The organism is Thiovibrio sp. JS02 (genome assembly GCF_053485635.1).
Window position 1 is genome coordinate 3179237 of sequence record NZ_CM130715.1, and the last position, 16842, is coordinate 3196078.

Below are 16842 nucleotides of genomic sequence, written 5' to 3' on the forward strand. Positions count from 1 at the left end.
CAAAGGAGAAACAAATGGCCGAGTTCAAATGTGAAAAATGTGGAGCGACCAAGGAAGGAAGATGCAAGCCCAAGAAATGCGCCGCTTGCGGAGAGTCGGGCTGTATGGTCAAGAAGGAAGAGAAAAAAGGCGCAGGGTGTGGTTGTGGCTGCAAGATGAAAAAATGAGGTTCATCCGGGAACATACCGGGGAAAACGGCTTTCGGGGAACCGGAAGCCGTTTTTTTGTGCGCGCGGCAGGGTATAGTGCATTGCCAAGAGTAGTCCTGGACTATTAGGATAAACAAGGAAGAAGAAAAAACACCGACCGACACGGCAAAAAGGCGGACAGGCGATGAATGAGGGAAAACAACAGGAATTGCACACGGTGTGCTTTGAGCCGAGCGGCCGCACGGTGTGTGTCCCGGCGGGAAGCTCGATAATCAAGGCTGCCCGCGAGGCCGGCATCCACATCAACGCCTCCTGCGGCGGCAGCGGCGTCTGCGGCAAGTGCAGGGTCATCGTCGAGCAGGGCAAGGTGACCGGAGGGATCAACGAGAGATTGAGCGGCAAAGAGCAGGAAGCCGGCCATCGGCAGGCCTGCACGGCAACCATAAGCGGCGATGCCGTCATCCGCATCCCGGAGAGTTCCGGCCTCAAGGCCGGCGGGCTGGGCACGGCCGTGCCGACCCGCAATCGGGCCAGGATGCACATCTACGACATCCAGGATCTGCGGGAGGAAGGGATCTTCATGCCCCCGGTGGAAAAGCTCTTCCTGGAGGTGCCGCCCCCCCGGACCGAGGACAACATGGCCGATGCCGGCCGGATCATCAACGCCCTGAACAGCCAATACGACGAACACCGGATCATCATCAGCCTGCCGGTGCTGCGCAAGCTGAGAAAGGCGCTCCGGGCCGAGGATTTTAAAATCACGGTTTCCCTGGCCCGACCGGTGAATACGCAGGGCAAATCCTACCTCATCAACATTCAGCCCGGCAACTGGACGCACCGGAACTTCGGGCTGGCCTTCGATATTGGCACGACCACGGTGTACGGCGCGCTCATCGACCTCAACAGCGGCAAGGTTCTCGCCCGGGCCGGCGATTACAACGGGCAGCTCGGCCATGGCGAGGATGTGATTTCCCGGATCATCATCGCGGAAAAGGAAGAGGGCCTTGCCAAGATGCAGGAGCTGGTGGTTGGCACCATCAACGCCATCATCGACAGGCTGCTGGCTCAGGCTCGGCCACGGGAGGGGGAAGAAAAGGGCAGCATCAGCCGCGAGGAGATCACTTCCGTCACCCTGGCCGGAAACACCACCATGACCCATCTGCTCCTGGCGCTCGAGCCGAACAATATCCGCCGCGCGCCCTATGTGCCGGTCACCACCTTCCTGCCGCCCATTCGGGCCGCTGATCTCAAGATCAAGATGCCATCCTACACGGTGGCCCTGGTCTATCCGTCGATCTCAAGCTATGTGGGCGGCGATATCGTCGCCGGTGTGATGGGCTCGGGCATGTACCGCACCGAACTGGTCACCCTTTACGTGGATATCGGGACCAATGCGGAAATCGTGGTGGGGAACCGCGAGTGGCTGGCCTGCGCCGCCTGCTCAGCTGGCCCGGCCTTTGAGGGGGGCGGCATCACGCACGGCATGCGGGCCGCCAACGGCGCCATTGAGGATTTCAGCTTGAACCCACACACCCTTGAGCCGATGAACATCACCATCGGCAACAAGCCGCCGGTGGGAATATGCGGTTCGGGGCTGCTGGTGATGATCGCCACCTTTTTCGAACAGGGGGTGCTCGACCGCAGCGGCAAATTCAACCGCAAGCGCGACAGCGGGCGTATCCGCAAGGGGCGGAGCGGGTACGAGTTTGTCCTGGTCTGGGAGAACGAGGCGGGAGTGGACCATGACATCGTCCTGAACGAGGTGGATATCCAAAACTTCATCCGGGCTAAGGCGGCTATCTACGCAGGGATCAAAACCCTGGTGGAACAGGTTGGCCTGGGGATGACCGATATCGAGCAGATCATCCTGGCCGGCGCCTTCGGCAGCTATATCGATCTCGATTCCGCCATGACCGTGGGGCTGCTGCCCGAGGTGGACCCGGACCGGGTGCTTTATGTGGGCAACGGTTCCCTCATGGGCACCTGGATGAGCGAGATGAGCAATCATATCCGGCAGGACGTGGTGGAGGTGGTGCGCAAGATGACGAGCTTCGAGCTCTCGGAGATCCCTTACTTTCAGGATCAGTACATTGCCTCGCATTTTCTGCCCCATACGGATATGGCCCTCTTTCCGGCGGTGAAGGAGCGCCTGGAAAAGAGGGGCGGCGTCGAGGAACAGCAGGTGGTCGGGGCGGAAGGGAGCGGACAGGAACAGGAATAACAAAGGGGGCGGGCAATCGGCCCCCTTTGTCACGGTGATGTTGTAATCAGGCGGCGATATCGATGTCGCCGTTCAAGGAAACCTCCATGGCCCGGGCCGGGCAGACGGAAACGCAGAGGCCGCAGGCCGTGCACTTGTCCTCGTCGAAAACAACCGCCATATCGGGCCGGTGCAGGGAAAGGGCGCCGGTGGGGCAAATGCCGGTGCAGGCCCCGCACTGATAGCATTTCTCATCATCCCGGCGGATATTGCCGGACAGGCTCTGCACCTTCACGCCCATCTCATTGAGATAGGCCATGCCCTTTTTCACATTGGCCTTGTGGCCGACAAACTCGATGACCATGACGCCTTCCTGCTGCAAGAGGATGGTGGCCTTGAGGATGTTGAACTGCAGGTCGTATTTTTTCACCAGATTGCAGATAATCGGCTGGTCAATGACCTCTTTGGGAAACTTCAGAACATACAGGCGGGTATTCATGCATTGGCCTCCAGCAAGGAAGAAAGATATCCTAAAATCACATCCACGGGCATATCGGTGGATACGGTAAAAAAAGCGCCGCCCGGCAACTCGTCGGGCGCTTCGAAGCGCTCCTTCTGTTTCAGGTAGATTTCCCAACGGCCGTCGGAGACGGCATTGGGGTCAAGAGCCCTTTTCTCCATGCGGCGTCTCATTTCCTCTTCCGGGCATACACAGAGAACAAAGTATACCGGAATCGCAAGGCTTCGCGCAAGATCCCGGACAGCGGCGCGCTCTGCGCGGCTCTGATAGGATGCGTCGAGCACGGTACCCCTGCCGGCTGCAATATCCTCGCGGGCTCTTGAGAGTAATGCCGCATAGGTTTTTTGCGAAAATTCCCTGCTATAGATGCCCTGGTCAACGGCGTCGCGTTGACTGGCGGTGGGAGAAAGGCCTGCCAGCTGTTTGCGCACCACGTCGGAGTTGTGGTAGGCAAGACCGCGGCTGCTTGCCCAGGCTTGGGCAACCGTGCTTTTCCCGGTGGCGATCAGGCCGAAGAAAACAAAAAGTTCAGGCTGCGGCATAGCGTTCGGCAAGGGCGAAGTATTGTTTCGCCTGATCCAGGCAGGTGGCCTTGGTCGCGGCATCCACCTCCGGGGCATGGGCGGTAAAGAGGCCGATCTTGCCCCGGACATAGGCGCGGTAGCATTTGTAGAAGTTGAGCATGGTCTTGAGGGACTCATCGCCCGCCGCCTTGGAGAAGCTGTCGATAAAGTAGGCGGAAAGTTCGCTTAGGCCATGATAGTCCAGGTCCATGGCCAGAAAGGCCACGTCGCTTGCCACGTCGCAGTAACGAAACCGCTGGTTGAATTCGATGCAGTCGTAGATATGGATGGGGTCATCGAGGCAGATGTTGGCCGAGTAGAGGTCGCCATGGCAGTCCCGGATGCGGCCGGCAGCGATACGACTTGCAAAAAGTTCTTCCCGGGCCAGAAAAGTTCTGGCATAGGCGCTGATCGCCTCGTACTGCTCCTGGCTCAAGGCAGGGCAGCCGATGAAGGCGGAAGTCTGTGCGAAATTTTCCAGAACATTGACGCTGACCGCCTGGGAGGTGCCGAATTTTCTGATCTCGCTGCCGCCCTCCGCCTTCTGGTAGAAAGGGACCAGAAGGGCGACAATGCGGTCAATGGTTTCCCTGCTGAGCTTGCCTTGGGCGATCACCCTGCCCATCATTTTTTCCTCGGGCATTCTGGCCATCTTCACCGCATACTCCACCGGAGAGCCCGGTCCAGCCAGGGAAAATTTTTCACCCTCCTGATTGACGGCGACAAGGCCCAGATAGAGCGAGGGGCAAAGGCGACGGTTCAGGGTGAGTTCCTGTTCACAGAAGTATTTGCGTTTTTCCAGGGTGGTGAAGTTGAGAAAGCCGAAATCCACGGGCTTTTTGATTTTGTAGACAAAATCACCGGCCAGGAGGACATAGGAAATATGGGTCTGTATCAGCTTCACTTCCGGGGCAGGATGGGGATAGGCCTCGGAAGTGAGCAGGAAACGGATAAAGGCGGGCAGGTTTGCTTCAACCATGGGCGACCTCGATAACGGAAAACGGTAAGCCAATGCGATGGCGAAAAAATAAGGTGTCACCTTAACAGAATCGCCGGCTTCCGTAAACCCTGGAGAAGGCTGAGCAGGGACGAAAAAAAGGCGGCCCTTTGCGGGGCCGCCTGGAGGGCATGGTCTTGAGCAAACAGCCGGGCCGGAAAGAGGTTACCTGCCCTTCTGTTGGCCGCCTTCCTGGCTCTGCGTCTTGTATTGCTCCTGATGCTGATACTGGTATTGCTCGCCGGTGCCGTTTTCATCGACGTTGTTTTGCTTCTGTTTGGACTTTTGTTTTTGCGTGGCCCGTTCCTTTTCGGAGTCCTGATAGCGGTCCTGGTCCCGGTCCATATCGCCCCTGCCGTCCTCGGCCGCCCGGCCCGAAGAAAACCCTGAGCTGTGGCTGCCGCCACCACCGCCGGAATGGCTGCCGCCACCGCCGCCGCCTCCGCCGCCACGGGCCCAGGAAGAAGCCGGCAGGATGGTCAGGGTGAGCAACAGCGCCGCGGCAAGCAAAATGGATTTTTCGCGCAATGAAGCCTGCATGGGGTCATTCTCCTTATGAAGGGGTTATTCAGCCGTGAAGAGTACAGCCATTATACGATGAAACGCGGTGTTCAGAAAAGGGTTCCCAAACTTTTTCCGGGCGGCAGGGAAAATAAACGCAAAGCGCAACCCGAAAAGCAGCAGCCGCGGTTGGCCGGGCCGGCAAAAATAGTATTCATTTTTTTTGCAAACAATCCCGAAGAGATAATTGGAAGCAGAAAAGAAAAAGCGAACGGGAAATTGCCGCCATGACCAAACGCAATCTCGATATTCTCATAGTGGACGACACCGCGGTGGTTCGCAATATCATGAAGATGCAGCTCCAGAGGATGGGCTTTGCCAGGATTCACGAAGCGGAAGACGGCAGTGTGGCGCTCACGGTATTGCAGTCGAAAAAAATAGACCTCATCATCTCAGACTGGAACATGCCGGTCATGAGCGGGGTGGAGCTGCTGCGCGAGGTGCGCGGCAGCGATTTTTTAAAGGACATTCCCTTCATCATGGTGACAGCCGAGGCGACCGCCGCCAGGATCAGCATGGCCCTGCAGCTCAAGGTCAACGAGATGATCCTGAAGCCATTTACCCTGGAGATCCTCGAAAAAAAAATCATTCAGGTGATCCAGTAAGCTGGGTTAACGACGCAGTTTCGGAGGGATTTGCGCAAGCCCTTTCAGTTTTTCCAAAAGCAGTTCGAGGTTTATTCCGGCAGGCACCGCCTGCCGATTTTTTTCCAGAGCCGCAACCGCCCGCGCCGCCATCTTGGCCGCCGCCTCTTCGTAGCCGTATTCCAGCTTGATATAAAATCCCGCCGCCCGGATCAGGGCCTGCAAAATCTTTTTTTCTTCCCCCCGCGCTTCATTCCATGCCTCTTCCAAGACCTCGTGGACTTCAAAAAAGAGTCCGAGGTCCCAAAGCACCATTGCCTCCGTAAACGCGTCTCCGTGGCCATTTTGCCGGATGATTTCCAGGGCCTGGGCATAGCGGGTCAGACGATCGCGAATGTAATCGCCATAACAAGGAGGCAGATCCATGGCCAGATAACGCCTGGCAACCGCCAGGGCCGGCGCGAGATCATTCTCCGCCAGCACCGGGGCGATGGTCTCGGAAAGCGCGTTTCTGATGTCGCGGCTCAGGCGATCCTGAAAGGGCTCGAATTGACAGGGTTCCATGGGGAAAAACTACCAGGGGAAAGGGCGGGAGAAAAGAAAAATTCGTCACTGCCTCCAGGATCCGGAAGGGAGCGGCTGCGGCCGCGGCAAGGGAACAGCACCTAAAGTGCCCGCTTTTCCGATTTTCCATTCTTGTTTTCCGAATATCCGGACCGCGCGTCCGCCGCTAGAGGGCGGGATCTTCTTGTCGTCCTTATGGCAACCTGTTGAATTCAATGCTATTTTCAATAGCTGATTGGGCAGGGCCATTGTGGTGCATTTTTTGCAATAACCAAGTATCACCAAAAAATGGTCGCGGAAGAGGCAAACTCACAAATTCACCAACATGAGGGAAAATATGCGGAAAAAATATGCAGCTGGGCTTATGGCGGCACTGCTGGTGGCCGGAATCTCCACTGTGGCGGCCGCCGCGGTCATTGATTTTCAGACCCTTGAGCACATCGACGGCGGGATAGCTGACCACGGCTTCACCTATTCAGAGGATGGTTTTACCCTGAACAACCTTTCCTCTCCTTTTGCCTTTGCCACCTTTGGCACCCTGGAGTCCAGATATCTCGGCAGCACCGCGCTTTTCAACAATACCATCGACGGCGTCACCGAGCTGGTCCGTTCCGACGGGGGAACCTTTTCCTTGAACTCCATCGATCTCGGGGAGCTGAACGGCTCTTACAATGCGCCGGTGACCTTTGTCGGCACCCTGTTCGGCGGCGGCACCATCTCGCAGACCTTCAATCTCGACGCCTTCTTTGCCACCAACGATCTCAGTTCCTTCCAGACCTTCAGCTTCAGCGGCTTTGCGGACCTGACAAAGGTGACCTGGACCCAGCAATATGCCTTTCATCAGTTCGACAACATCGTTACCGATGCTGACGGCGCAGAGGTGCCGGAGCCGGCCACCATGCTGCTTTTCGGCACCGGTCTTGTCGGTCTTGCCGGCAAACGGCTGCGGAGAAAAAACAACGCCTGATCATCCCTGCCGCAGATCGACCGAAAAAGGCGGAGTCTTCGGACTCCGCCTTTTTTTATTTCCGGCAAACCAGCCGGCAGCGAGGAGGACGCCATCCAGCCTGAGCGGCCAAGGCGGGAAAAGGAAGTTGACTTCAGGGGGGATAATCAGTAATACAGCAGCCGGACCGGGAGTCACCCCTGGCCAGGCGTTCAGGATTAAATGACGGGGGCTGACAACGAGGCGGTATGTCATCGAGGACGGAAAGAGGATGGTTGACGACAACGACAGAGAACTCATCAAGGTGATTGGCGACTTCCTGGAAATGGGCCATGTGGAGAACATCATGGCCATGTTCAAGCAGGATCCGTCCCATTATCGCCTCACCGGCGAATTGCTGCAGGATGAGCGTTTCATGGTGCGCATGGGCGTGGCCGTTCTCTTTGAGGAGCTGAAGGCCATACGGCCGGCGGAGATCGCCCTGGCGACCCCTTCCCTCCTCCCCCTGTTGGCCGCGGAAACTCCCTGGATACGAGGCGAGGCGGTGAACATCCTGGGCATCATCGGTACTCCTGAGGCCTTAGCCCACATCAGTCCCCTGGCCGACGATCCGGAAGCGCAGATCCGCGAAATTGTCGCCGACATCCTGGGAAATGGTGCCTAAGCGCACGGCCAAGGTGCTCAAGACAGGACTTCAATGGGCAAGCGTGGCAGAAGGGTTGAAAAGAGCAAGAGAATCAAAAAAAGGGGATGCCCGAATGGGCATCCCCTTTTCTGTATAGCCGGATCTTGCGTACTTGAGCTTAGAAGCCGTAAGAAACCATCAGGTAACCGACATTGGCCTCGTAATCTGGATCGGCATACAAGCCGCTGACATAATCAGTCCCGGAAATATTTGTATAATCGCTATAGGTGTAGTCTTTATATTCAAGTTTCTCGTACAGATACCCAACCGTTATTTTCAGTTTGGGGTCGATGGCGTAGATGGCCTTTGTCTCCAATCGTTTCTTGGTGTAATCGTCAAATTCAGTAATGCTTACGAACGGACCACCTCCCAAGTCTGTGAAATTCACAGAACCGTCCGAATCCTCATACTGCCAGGCGACGGCAAAGGACAACTGCTCGGTTGCCGCTATGCTAGCCGATAGGCCATAGGTCCAGAAATCGTCGTCACTCGATTCGGTTCTGTCGGGAGTAAGCGCAAGATTGGTGCGCTTATTTGTGTTGATTTCAGTGTTTTCAAAGCCGACAAAGCCGCTCATGGTGACGGACTTGACGGCGTGCCAAGTGATATCGGCGTACACTTTCTGCCGCTTATCATCCGTGCGGCTTGAGTTGCTCCAATCATAGTCATTGTCCTGGAACGTAAAATCCAGGCCCAGATCAAGATTGTCGGCAGGATAGAGCTCAAAGGCCAGTTTCCATTCATCCATGGTCTTGTCTAGGGCATCGAACCGGGTTGTGTAGATGGTCGGGTCAGCGACAGCACTTGTATTGAGATCGGAATCTCGATCCAGTCTGGCGTATTTGATTTTTGCGGTCAACCAGTCAAGATAGCTGTTTTTAAGGCCAACATAGATGGTATCGTCAGTGGTCGATTCGGGATTATCATACCGATTATAGTAACCTGCCACTTCCGTATATGCCGGCAGCGCGGTCGAACGGTCGATATTCTCATACCCGTACCCTGCATCCAGTTTGGTTTTGTTGGGCAACCGATAACCGATATCAATGCCGAAAGAGTCCTTGTCATAACTGAGAAGCTCACGGCCGTTGTTGGTTATATCGGCGGCAGGAGTGGTACCATAAGAGATAACGGACGAGTTGTTGTCGCGTTCAAGGTAGGTGTAATATATCTTTGTGTCCAGTTTGTCCAACGGCCTGGAGCTGAGGGCAAGAGAGGCGTTTGTGTAATCAATGTCGCCAGAAAAGTTCGTGCGGTTCAGGTTGGCAAGTGATGCCAGCATCGCCGTGCTGTAATTGATATCCGCAGCGGAGAAATCATTTTCCAGGTTGGCATAACTCAAGCCGGCGGCCAACACGGACCCAAGAGGCAGACCCCGCCAACTGAAGTCGCCAGCGATCTTGCCATAGTCGTTATCCGGGGCAAGCACGTTGTTTTTATCAACATCACTGTCCGCCGCGCCCACGTCGCTGCGGGTAAAATATTTATTATCGTTGCTGAATGAACTCAGATAACCTGCAAGGGATGCGGAAATCGATTCTCCAAGAAAACCGGCTTTGAGGTGCAGATTATCGGTGGTATTGGAAATGGGTTCAGGAACCTCGGCGTATTTGCGGCCAGCGGCATTGGTGTGCTCTGTGACGACGCTGTAAGGGCGTAGACCGTTCTGTTCACGCTTTTCCGCGCCGACATTGAGATAAAACGGCGAGTGAAGCGAGATTTCCACCTCACCGCCATAAGTCTTGTGCTCAACCTTATAATCAAATTTTGTCCAGGTGGAGGTGTCTGCCGGTGTGCCGACAACCGTAATATTTCTTGTGCCCACCCCCGTGAACGGAGTTATGGCATCAAAGGTGTAGTTGTGCGGCATTTCTTCGTAATTAAACTTGTATTTGAAGTTGCCGTATTCTCCCCCCTTAAGTTGGAAGGACTGGTCATCCGCGCCCGGATTTTCCGCGTCAAACTGGAAAAAGTAGGCGCCTTTCAACACATCGAGCTGGATCTCGCCCAAAAATCCATCGTCCAGATCCCGGAATTCCTCAAAAAAGGCGCTGTTTGCATTGCTGTCAACTGCGCGAACTCCCATTTCAACAAGGCCATGCACCTCGGTTTTACCTTCTTCCGCCGCAAGAACCATTGCAGGGGCGGCAAGCGAAAGCAAAATAACAGCAGAATAGATTTTCTTCTTCATTGCCTGCCTCCTTTATCGGGTGAAGGATCGATTGAAATTGGCGGAACCATGTATGGAATGATGGCATTCGAGGCAGCCGCGCTTGAGTACGTAGTGTGACGTACTTGCCCCATCATTGACGGAGGTGTGATGTCGTCTGTCGTCATGGCAGTTCTGGCAGAGATTGACAATTTTTTCCACCATCAGATTTTCATGGCGGCTGCCGTGCGGGGTATGGCAGATGGCGCAGTTCTCCTCCACAGGCGGATGCTCCCAGATCCAGGGGCCGCGTTTGTCGGCATGGCATTTGTAGCAGAGCTGGTTGATGCTTTCGGCGGCAATCATGCCGGGAGCCAGCGAGCCATGGGTGTTATGGCAGTCGGAACACTTGACCTTGCCTTCGATGATCGGGTGGTGAGACATCTTGTTGGCATCGGAACGCCTATCCCGATGGCAGGTAAAACAGATGTCCGGTTGTTTTACGGTCGAGCGCCCGGTGTGGATGTCATGGCAGGAAATGCAGCCCACGTCATTGCGGCTGTGCGCTCCCATGTCCCACAGGGAGAGATGTGATGAGGTGGATGCATGGCAGCTCAGGCACTGCGCGCTCATTTCCTCGGCGGAACGGCCGCCATCCTTGCTGAAGGAGATGACGGTTTTTTGGGACGGGGCAGCCGTGTGCTGATCCGTTGCGCCATGGCATGATTGGCAGCCATTGGCCCCTTGCCAGATCCGGGCATGGTAGGAGGCGTTGAAACTGGCCGTTGCCTGCTCATGGCAACCAACACAAGCTCCTCCCGCGTCCGTCGCCGAGGTGGCAGTCGCTGCTCCACCGAGCACCAGGACTCCCGCCGCGCTCAGACACAAAGCCGCAGTCCGCGCGTACCTTCTCATCTGTCGGAAAACGTTTTCTTGCATGTTCTTGTCTCCTCCCTTTTTTAGATAGTGGCAACGTGGCAACGCCAATACGACAACAGCCGGTCTCCACCATACTCTTCCCTCCCTTGTCAGTCAGGCGCGACAATTTGTCAAGCGAAATTTTTTCGAAAAAACAGCCAATTGGAAATTAATTAACAACTTGAATGTCCATGATTTTATCTTCCGGTTTTTGCAGAGAAGGCGAAAGGGGGGAAATACGTGGATGCGAGGGAAGAGTGAACGCAGAAGCCTGATCAGCGAAGAGGCTTCTGCGTTCAAACGGGATGGTGGCAAAGATCCTGACCACCAGCAGGCAGTGCGCTGCGAAAAATTGAAGGCTGCTATTCCTTCCAGTCCGGCCGCAGGGCCAGTTCGGTGAGCTGCCTTCTTGCCACCGCGGCCGGCGCGTCGGTGAGGGGGCAGGTGGCTTTCTGGGTTTTCGGGAAGGCGATCACGTCGCGGATGGAGTCGCGGCCTAAAAGGATCATCATCAACCGGTCCAGGCCGAAGGCCATGCCGCCATGCGGCGGAGCGCCCAGCTCCAGCGCCTTGATGAGGAAGTCGAACTTGTCGACGACCTCTTCCTTGGAGATTCCCAGGGCGGCAAAGACCCGGTCCTGCATCTCCTGCTGGTGGATGCGGATGGAGCCGCCACCGATCTCGGTGCCGTTTAAAACCAGATCGTAGGCGCGGCTGCGCATTCTACCCGGCTCGGTTTCCAGCAACGGGATATCCTCCTCATTGGGCGCGGTGAAGGGATGGTGCACGGCCACGTGCCGTTTTGCCTCGTGATCGTACTCAAGAAGCGGAAAATCGCAGACCCAGAGGAAATTGAACCGCTTCCTGTCGATGAGGTTCAGTCTGCGGCCCAGCTCCAGGCGCAGCTCCGAGAGGGCCTGGTGCACCACGCCCGCCTGGTCGGCGACAAAGAAGAGCAGGTCGTCCGCCTGGGCGTCCAGGGTCCTGGCCATGGCGGCGCGCTCCTCATCGGAAAAGAACTTGGCGATGGGCGATTGCCATTCGCCGTCCGGCTTCACCTTGACCCAGGCCAGGCCCTTGGCGCCGAAGTTGGCCACATGGGCGGTGAGGTCATCCAGATCCTTTCTGGAAAAATGGGCGCAGCCCTTGGCGTTGATGGCTTTCACCATGCCGCCTTTTTCCACCACGTTGCGGAAGACCTGGAAGCCGCAGTTTTTGACCTGTTCGGTGAGACTGATCAGTTCCAGGCCGAAGCGGGTGTCGGGCTTGTCGCAACCGTAGCGGTTCATGGCCTCGTGATAGGTCATGCGCGGGAAGGGCAGGGTCAGCTCCAGGCCGATGGTTTCCTTGAACAACCGCTTCATCAGCCCCTCGCCAACCGCGTAGATATCCTCTTCCTCGACAAAGGAAAGCTCCATGTCCACCTGGGTGAACTCGGGCTGGCGGTCGGCGCGGAGATCCTCGTCCCGGAAGCATTTGACGATCTGATAGTAGCGGTCCATACCCGCCACCATCAACAGCTGTTTGAAGAGCTGCGGCGACTGCGGCAGGGCGTAGAATTTTCCCGGATTGACCCGGCTGGGCACCAGATAATCCCGGGCGCCCTCCGGGGTGGAGCGGGTCAGCACCGGGGTTTCGATTTCGAGGAAGTTCTCGCCGTTAAGAAAGGTGCGGATTGCCTGGGCCGCCTTGTGACGCATGATGAGGCTTTCCGCCATATGGGGCCGGCGGAGGTCGATGTAGCGGTACTTGAGGCGCAGGGTGTCGGAGACTTCGGTTTCCTCGTCCAGCGGGAAGGGCGGGGTCTTGCTCTGGTTCAAAATGCGCAGCTCGTCCACCAGGATCTCGATCTCGCCGGTGGCCAGCTTGGGGTTGACCATGCCCTCGGGTCGGGGATGCACCTTGCCCCGGATGGCAAGAACCCACTCGCTTCGGATGCCATGCGCCTTGGCATGCACCTCGGCATTGATCTCGGGATTGAAGACGATCTGGGTGAGGCCCCAGCGGTCGCGCAGGTCGATGAAGATCACCCCGCCATGGTCGCGGCGCCTGAGCACCCAGCCCATGAGAACGATCTCTTTGCCGACATCGGCGTGGGTCAATGCATTACAATGGTGACTGCGCTTGAGTCCTCCCATGGATTCCATAGGACTGCTCCTTTTGGGTGATAATTAAAAATTAAAAATGCAGAATGGAGAAGGCAGAGATGCGAATTTTCTTAATTCCGCGTTCTTGCTTCCGAATTCCTCACTGTTTTCCGCTGATTGCCGCGCTGATCGCGGCGCATGCCGTTTCCGGATCCCCGGCAAGCTTCAGGGTCTGCTGCTCCTTGCTCGCCATGTCCCGCAAGACCGCCTCGCCTCTTGCCAGCTCCTCCTCACCCAGGATCAGGGTGAAGCGGGCCCGGGCCCGGTCCGCCTGTTTCATCTGGCTTTTTAAGCTCTTGCCCTCAAGGTCGGTGGCAACCGTCAGCCCCTGGCGGCGCAGGAGATGGATCAGGGGGAAGGCCGCAACGGCGGCGCTTTCGCCCAGGGCCGCGACAAAGAGATCCGTAACGGCGGCCATGGCGGCCTCGCCGTTCTGCTGGGCAAGGAGGAGAACCAGCCGCTCCATGCCCATTGCAAAGCCGATGCCGGGCATGTTTTTCGGGCCGCCCAGCTGCTCGACCAGGCCGTCGTAGCGGCCGCCCGCGCCCACGGCGCTCTGGGCGCCCAAGGCGTCGGTGACGAGCTCGAAGGTGGTGCGGGTGTAGTAATCCAGGCCCCGGACCATGAAGGCGTTTACCGTATAGGGAATTCCGAGCAGGTCGAGGCTGGCGCGGGTTTTGCCGAAATGGTCGGCGCACTCTGCGCAGAGATGGTCGAGGATTAAGGGGGCGTCTTTATACTGCTCCTGGCAGTGTCCGCTCTTGCAGTCGAGCACCCGCAGGGGATTGCTGACGCTGCGGCGCCGGCAATCGTCGCAGAGCCGTTCTTTCCGCGCCGAGACAAAGTCGACCAGGGCTTTCTTATAGGCGGGCCGGCAGGCCGGGCAGCCCAGGGAGTTGATCTGCAGGCTCACGGAAAGCCCAAGCTCCCCGAGGATCAGCCAGGCCATGGCCATCACTTCCGCATCGAGACGGGGATGGTCCAGGCCCAACACCTCGACGCTCATCTGATGGAACTGTCTGAGCCGCCCTTTCTGCGGCCGTTCGTGCCGGAACATGGGGCCGATGGTATAGAGGCGCTGCACCGGCAGCTTTGCCGAGAGGCCATGCTCGATGAAGGCGCGCAGCACCGAGGCGGTCCCCTCCGGCCGCATGGTCACCGAATCGCCGTTGCGGTCGCTAAAGGAATACATCTCCTTTTCCACGATGTCGGTGGCCTCGCCGATGGAGCGGGCAAAAAGCTCGGTTTTTTCCAGGATCGGCACCTTGATCTCGGCGAAGCCGAACCGGTGAAAGATGTTCCTGGCCGTTGCCTCGATATGCTGCCAGAGCACGACCTCGTCGGGCAGGATATCCTTAAAACCTTTCAGAGCCTGAATGGTCATCACGTTCCTCACGGAAAAAAACGCCCGGGCTGCCCCGGAAAAACGTCCTAACTCAAGAAAAATGGGAGAAAAACATGCATTCTTATCCCACCTCCGCCTAAAAGTCAAGCAGGCAGATGGGAGCGGAAGGGGCGGCCGCTGGCAGGGCAGGAACGGAAAGAGAAACGGCGGGTTGCCCGAAGGCCCCGCCGTTTCCTGAAAAGACGCCGTCGTCACGGCTATGCCGCCAGGCGGCATTGGATGTGTCTCCGGGCTGAAAACCACTGGCCAAACCGGTTTTCGTGGCCGGGCCAGGGGAATGCACCCCTCGGTATCGCCACGTCTTCGCGGCTATGCCGTCGTGCTGAAATCGGCAAATTCCTCCTCTGTCTCAAGTGGGATAAAGGGCTGCGGCGCAAGCGCCCGCAGCGGGCGCCGTACCTGGCTGTCCGGTTGTCGGCGTGCGGGGACGGGCGCCGGTGCCGGACGGAGGTGTTGAACTGCGGCAAGATGCCGGCTCGCCGCCGCACCGCCAACCATGGCGACCATGTCGTGGATGGTGCTCTTCATGAGTTCCGCCTGGGCGCTCAGTTCTTCCGCGGCGCTGGCAGATTCTTCGGCGGTGGCGGCGTTCTGCTGGGTCACCTTGTCCATTTCCGTGACCGCTTTGTTGATCTGACCGACTCCCTGGGCCTGTTCGGTCGAGGCAACGCTGATCTCGTTGACCAGCTGACTGATCTTGGCCGAGCGGGCGGCCAATTCGCCAAAGGCCTCATTGGTGGTGGCCAGCAGGCTGCTGCTGTTCTGAACCTGTTTCACCGTGCCTTCAATGAGATTTGCCGTGTTTTTTGCCGCTTCTGCCGCCCGCATGGCAAGGTTGCGCACCTCGTCGGCCACCACGGCGAAACCGGCGCCTGCTTCGCCGGCCCTGGCCGCCTCGACCGCCGCGTTCAGAGCCAGCAGATTGGTCTGGAAAGCGATCTCGTCGATGGTCTTGATGATCTTGAAGGTGGCCTCGCTGGCCGTGGAAACATCGGTCATGGTCGCGGTCAGCGAGGCCATGGAGGCATTGACCCGCTCGACCATCCGCATGGTCTCCTGCATGATGGCGTCCGCCTCCTTGGCGTTGCCGGCATTCCGCTTGGTCATCGCGGTCATTTCCTCCAGGGCGGAAGAGGTCTCTTCAATGGCCGCCGCCTGCTCGGAGGCGCCTTCCGCCAGCATCTGACTGGCGCCGGCAACCTGACCGGATGCCGAGGCTACCTGGGCCGAGCCGTCGTTGAGGTTTTCGATGGCCCGGTGCAGGGGCCGGGTGATCTGCCGGACCAGAAACATGGCGAAGCCCATGCCGAAAACAAGAACGCAGAAACTGAGAATCGCCATGAGGGTTTTGGCGCTCCGGCTTTGGGCAAGGGCCTCGCTGGCCACGCTTTTCGCCTCTTCGCTGTTGCGTGTTTCGAAATCCGCCACCGCTTCCTTGAAAGAGGTGGCCGCCCGGCTCATTGCATCGGCGCGGGAATCGATGGCGTCCTGATCGCCGGCGGCGACCGCGGCCAGCAGCCCCTTTGCCTCGGAGACAAACAGATCGTGGGTCACGGCCAGCTGGTCGATTTTGGCGATCCAGTTCTGGCCGATCAGATACTCATCCCTGCCGATGAGCTCTTTGATCCTTGCGAAATTTTGGTCTTCAGCGGCGTCCAGCTCCCGGAACCGTCCGGCGAACCGCTCTTCCCTGTGCAAAGCATACATGTTCATGGCCAGTTCCTGGCGCAGGGCGGTTTCCGCCACGGCCCCCATCATGAGGGTCAGGGGCAGATGGGTGGAGTCCAGATCGTTGACCCCGGTATCCACCCGGGTTGCCTTGAAGAAGCCGATGGCGCCGATCAGCACCGCCAGAATCACGAGAAATCCGAAGCCGCCTTTGATTTTTGTCCCGATGGTCGTCGCCTTGCTCATATTCAACATGGTTTTCCCCTTCTTGCTGTTGGCCGCCGGTTAGGCGGCACACTGTATGGCTTTGGGTGATTCATGGAGTATCACCTGCTCGATATCAAGCAGGATCTTCACGCCGCTTTGCACCTTGGCCAGGCCCAAAATATTTCCAGAACCAGATTCTCCCAAGGAAGAGTGGGATTCGATCTGTTCATTTTTGATGGCGAGCACTTCGGAAACAGCGTCCACCATCAGGCCGGTCAGGCCGCCGCCCTGGTGGCCGACCTCGACCACGATGATGCAGGTACGCTCGGTGGCCTCCTGGGCCGGCATGGCGAATTTCGTTCTCAGGTCGACAACCGGGATCACCTTGCCCCGCAGGTTGATGACCCCGCGCAGATAGACAGGGGCCTGGGGCAGGCTCGTGACCGGCATCATGCCGATGATCTCCTTGACCTTCAAGATCCCGATGCCATACTGTTCGGCGCCGAGGCCAAAGGTCAGGTACTTGCCTTCGTTGCTGATGCTTTCGGTTTGTTCGCCCATGGGGCCTCCTGGTTGCTG

17 protein-coding genes are annotated in these 16842 nt (G+C 57.7%); 6 read left to right on the forward strand and 11 right to left on the reverse strand.

Annotated elements, in window-relative coordinates:
* The first annotated feature begins 14 nt into the window (after positions 1–14).
* Together ACUUL3_RS14565 and ACUUL3_RS14570 are read left to right on the forward strand one after the other, a co-directional pair.
* Entirely contained in the window at positions 15–167 is a 153-nt protein-coding gene (locus tag ACUUL3_RS14565) for an RCKP-type rubredoxin-like domain-containing protein (RefSeq protein ID WP_448552538.1), read from the forward strand.
* Positions 168–333: 166 nt separating this feature from the next.
* A complete protein-coding gene (locus tag ACUUL3_RS14570) occupies positions 334–2370 on the forward strand; it encodes an ASKHA domain-containing protein (RefSeq protein ID WP_448552540.1) in 2037 nt (678 codons plus the stop codon).
* 46 nt (positions 2371–2416) lie between these two features.
* Here ACUUL3_RS14570 and ACUUL3_RS14575 read toward each other — a convergent pair whose 3' ends face one another.
* The 4 genes from ACUUL3_RS14575 to ACUUL3_RS14590 all read right to left on the reverse strand — a co-directional run bounded on the left by ACUUL3_RS14575 (position 2417) and on the right by ACUUL3_RS14590 (position 4969).
* Positions 2417–2848, reverse strand: a complete 432-nt coding sequence (locus ACUUL3_RS14575; protein WP_448552542.1) for an NIL domain-containing protein — start codon at positions 2846–2848, stop codon at positions 2417–2419.
* A complete protein-coding gene (locus tag ACUUL3_RS14580; protein WP_448552544.1) occupies positions 2845–3411 on the reverse strand; it encodes an AAA family ATPase in 567 nt (188 codons plus the stop codon). Before ACUUL3_RS14580 ends, ACUUL3_RS14575 begins: the two co-directional genes overlap by 4 nt.
* Entirely contained in the window at positions 3398–4411 is a 1014-nt protein-coding gene (locus tag ACUUL3_RS14585; protein WP_448552546.1) for a hypothetical protein, read from the reverse strand. Before ACUUL3_RS14585 ends, ACUUL3_RS14580 begins: the two co-directional genes overlap by 14 nt.
* Before the next feature lie 183 nt (positions 4412–4594).
* Positions 4595–4969 (reverse strand): hypothetical protein, encoded by a 375-nt coding sequence (locus ACUUL3_RS14590; RefSeq protein WP_448552548.1) that lies wholly within the window; start codon positions 4967–4969, stop codon positions 4595–4597.
* A gap of 15 nt (positions 4970–4984) precedes the next feature.
* Between ACUUL3_RS14590 and ACUUL3_RS14595 the strand changes: the two genes are divergently transcribed.
* Together ACUUL3_RS14595 and ACUUL3_RS14600 are read left to right on the forward strand one after the other, a co-directional pair.
* Positions 4985–5221 (forward strand): hypothetical protein, encoded by a 237-nt coding sequence (locus ACUUL3_RS14595; RefSeq protein ID WP_448552550.1) that lies wholly within the window; start codon positions 4985–4987, stop codon positions 5219–5221.
* Positions 5218–5595 (forward strand): response regulator, encoded by a 378-nt coding sequence (locus tag ACUUL3_RS14600; RefSeq protein WP_448552552.1) that lies wholly within the window; start codon positions 5218–5220, stop codon positions 5593–5595. Before ACUUL3_RS14595 ends, ACUUL3_RS14600 begins: the two co-directional genes overlap by 4 nt.
* A gap of 6 nt (positions 5596–5601) precedes the next feature.
* Here the strand turns inward: ACUUL3_RS14600 and ACUUL3_RS14605 are convergent, their stop codons facing one another.
* Positions 5602–6138: a DUF309 domain-containing protein gene (locus ACUUL3_RS14605; protein ID WP_448552554.1), complete on the reverse strand. Its 537-nt coding sequence runs from the start codon at positions 6136–6138 to the stop codon at positions 5602–5604.
* A gap of 364 nt (positions 6139–6502) precedes the next feature.
* Between ACUUL3_RS14605 and ACUUL3_RS14610 the strand changes: the two genes are divergently transcribed.
* Both ACUUL3_RS14610 and ACUUL3_RS14615 read left to right on the forward strand, forming a co-directional pair.
* Positions 6503–7105 (forward strand): PEP-CTERM sorting domain-containing protein, encoded by a 603-nt coding sequence (locus ACUUL3_RS14610; RefSeq protein WP_448552555.1) that lies wholly within the window; start codon positions 6503–6505, stop codon positions 7103–7105.
* Between the two features lie 250 nt (positions 7106–7355).
* The gene (locus tag ACUUL3_RS14615) at positions 7356–7748 is read left to right on the forward strand and encodes a HEAT repeat domain-containing protein (protein ID WP_448552557.1); all 393 of its coding nucleotides are present in this window, start codon (positions 7356–7358) and stop codon (positions 7746–7748) included.
* A 139-nt stretch (positions 7749–7887) separates the two neighbouring features.
* On the opposite strand, the gene ACUUL3_RS14620 is transcribed toward ACUUL3_RS14615, so the two are convergent.
* The 6 genes from ACUUL3_RS14620 to ACUUL3_RS14645 form a co-directional block, all read right to left on the reverse strand.
* Positions 7888–9960 (reverse strand): MtrB/PioB family outer membrane beta-barrel protein, encoded by a 2073-nt coding sequence (locus ACUUL3_RS14620; RefSeq protein WP_448552559.1) that lies wholly within the window; start codon positions 9958–9960, stop codon positions 7888–7890.
* 12 nt (positions 9961–9972) lie between these two features.
* Positions 9973–10857: a DmsE family decaheme c-type cytochrome gene (locus ACUUL3_RS14625; protein ID WP_448552561.1), complete on the reverse strand. Its 885-nt coding sequence runs from the start codon at positions 10855–10857 to the stop codon at positions 9973–9975.
* A gap of 341 nt (positions 10858–11198) precedes the next feature.
* Positions 11199–12983: an aspartate--tRNA ligase gene (gene aspS, locus ACUUL3_RS14630; RefSeq protein WP_448552563.1), complete on the reverse strand. Its 1785-nt coding sequence runs from the start codon at positions 12981–12983 to the stop codon at positions 11199–11201.
* 100 nt (positions 12984–13083) lie between these two features.
* Complete coding sequence (gene hisS, locus ACUUL3_RS14635) at positions 13084–14367, reverse strand: histidine--tRNA ligase (protein WP_448552565.1); 1284 nt, start codon at positions 14365–14367, stop codon at positions 13084–13086.
* Positions 14368–14697: 330 nt separating this feature from the next.
* Positions 14698–16311 (reverse strand): methyl-accepting chemotaxis protein, encoded by a 1614-nt coding sequence (locus tag ACUUL3_RS14640; protein WP_448552567.1) that lies wholly within the window; start codon positions 16309–16311, stop codon positions 14698–14700.
* A gap of 30 nt (positions 16312–16341) precedes the next feature.
* Positions 16342–16824, reverse strand: coding sequence for a chemotaxis protein CheW (locus ACUUL3_RS14645; protein ID WP_448552569.1), 483 nt, complete (start codon positions 16822–16824; stop codon positions 16342–16344).
* Positions 16825–16842: the final 18 nt, after the last annotated feature.

Bases quoted from the DNA above. Each gene is read 5' to 3' on its own strand.
- ACUUL3_RS14600 (WP_448552552.1), top strand. From the start codon at position 5,218: ATGACCAAACGCAATCTCGATATTCTCATAGTGGACGACACCGCGGTG.
- ACUUL3_RS14585 (WP_448552546.1), bottom strand. From the start codon at position 4,411: ATGGTTGAAGCAAACCTGCCCGCCTTTATCCGTTTCCTGCTCACTTCC.
- ACUUL3_RS14615 (WP_448552557.1), top strand. From the start codon at position 7,356: ATGGTTGACGACAACGACAGAGAACTCATCAAGGTGATTGGCGACTTC.
- ACUUL3_RS14595 (WP_448552550.1), top strand. From the start codon at position 4,985: ATGAAGGGGTTATTCAGCCGTGAAGAGTACAGCCATTATACGATGAAA.
- ACUUL3_RS14605 (WP_448552554.1), bottom strand. From the start codon at position 6,138: ATGGAACCCTGTCAATTCGAGCCCTTTCAGGATCGCCTGAGCCGCGAC.
- ACUUL3_RS14590 (WP_448552548.1), bottom strand. From the start codon at position 4,969: ATGCAGGCTTCATTGCGCGAAAAATCCATTTTGCTTGCCGCGGCGCTG.
- aspS (WP_448552563.1), bottom strand. From the start codon at position 12,983: ATGGAATCCATGGGAGGACTCAAGCGCAGTCACCATTGTAATGCATTG.
- ACUUL3_RS14565 (WP_448552538.1), top strand. From the start codon at position 15: ATGGCCGAGTTCAAATGTGAAAAATGTGGAGCGACCAAGGAAGGAAGA.
- ACUUL3_RS14580 (WP_448552544.1), bottom strand. From the start codon at position 3,411: ATGCCGCAGCCTGAACTTTTTGTTTTCTTCGGCCTGATCGCCACCGGG.
- ACUUL3_RS14620 (WP_448552559.1), bottom strand. From the start codon at position 9,960: ATGAAGAAGAAAATCTATTCTGCTGTTATTTTGCTTTCGCTTGCCGCC.
- ACUUL3_RS14570 (WP_448552540.1), top strand. From the start codon at position 334: ATGAATGAGGGAAAACAACAGGAATTGCACACGGTGTGCTTTGAGCCG.
- ACUUL3_RS14645 (WP_448552569.1), bottom strand. From the start codon at position 16,824: ATGGGCGAACAAACCGAAAGCATCAGCAACGAAGGCAAGTACCTGACC.
- ACUUL3_RS14625 (WP_448552561.1), bottom strand. From the start codon at position 10,857: ATGCAAGAAAACGTTTTCCGACAGATGAGAAGGTACGCGCGGACTGCG.
- ACUUL3_RS14610 (WP_448552555.1), top strand. From the start codon at position 6,503: ATGGCGGCACTGCTGGTGGCCGGAATCTCCACTGTGGCGGCCGCCGCG.
- ACUUL3_RS14640 (WP_448552567.1), bottom strand. From the start codon at position 16,311: ATGTTGAATATGAGCAAGGCGACGACCATCGGGACAAAAATCAAAGGC.
- ACUUL3_RS14575 (WP_448552542.1), bottom strand. From the start codon at position 2,848: ATGAATACCCGCCTGTATGTTCTGAAGTTTCCCAAAGAGGTCATTGAC.
- hisS (WP_448552565.1), bottom strand. From the start codon at position 14,367: ATGACCATTCAGGCTCTGAAAGGTTTTAAGGATATCCTGCCCGACGAG.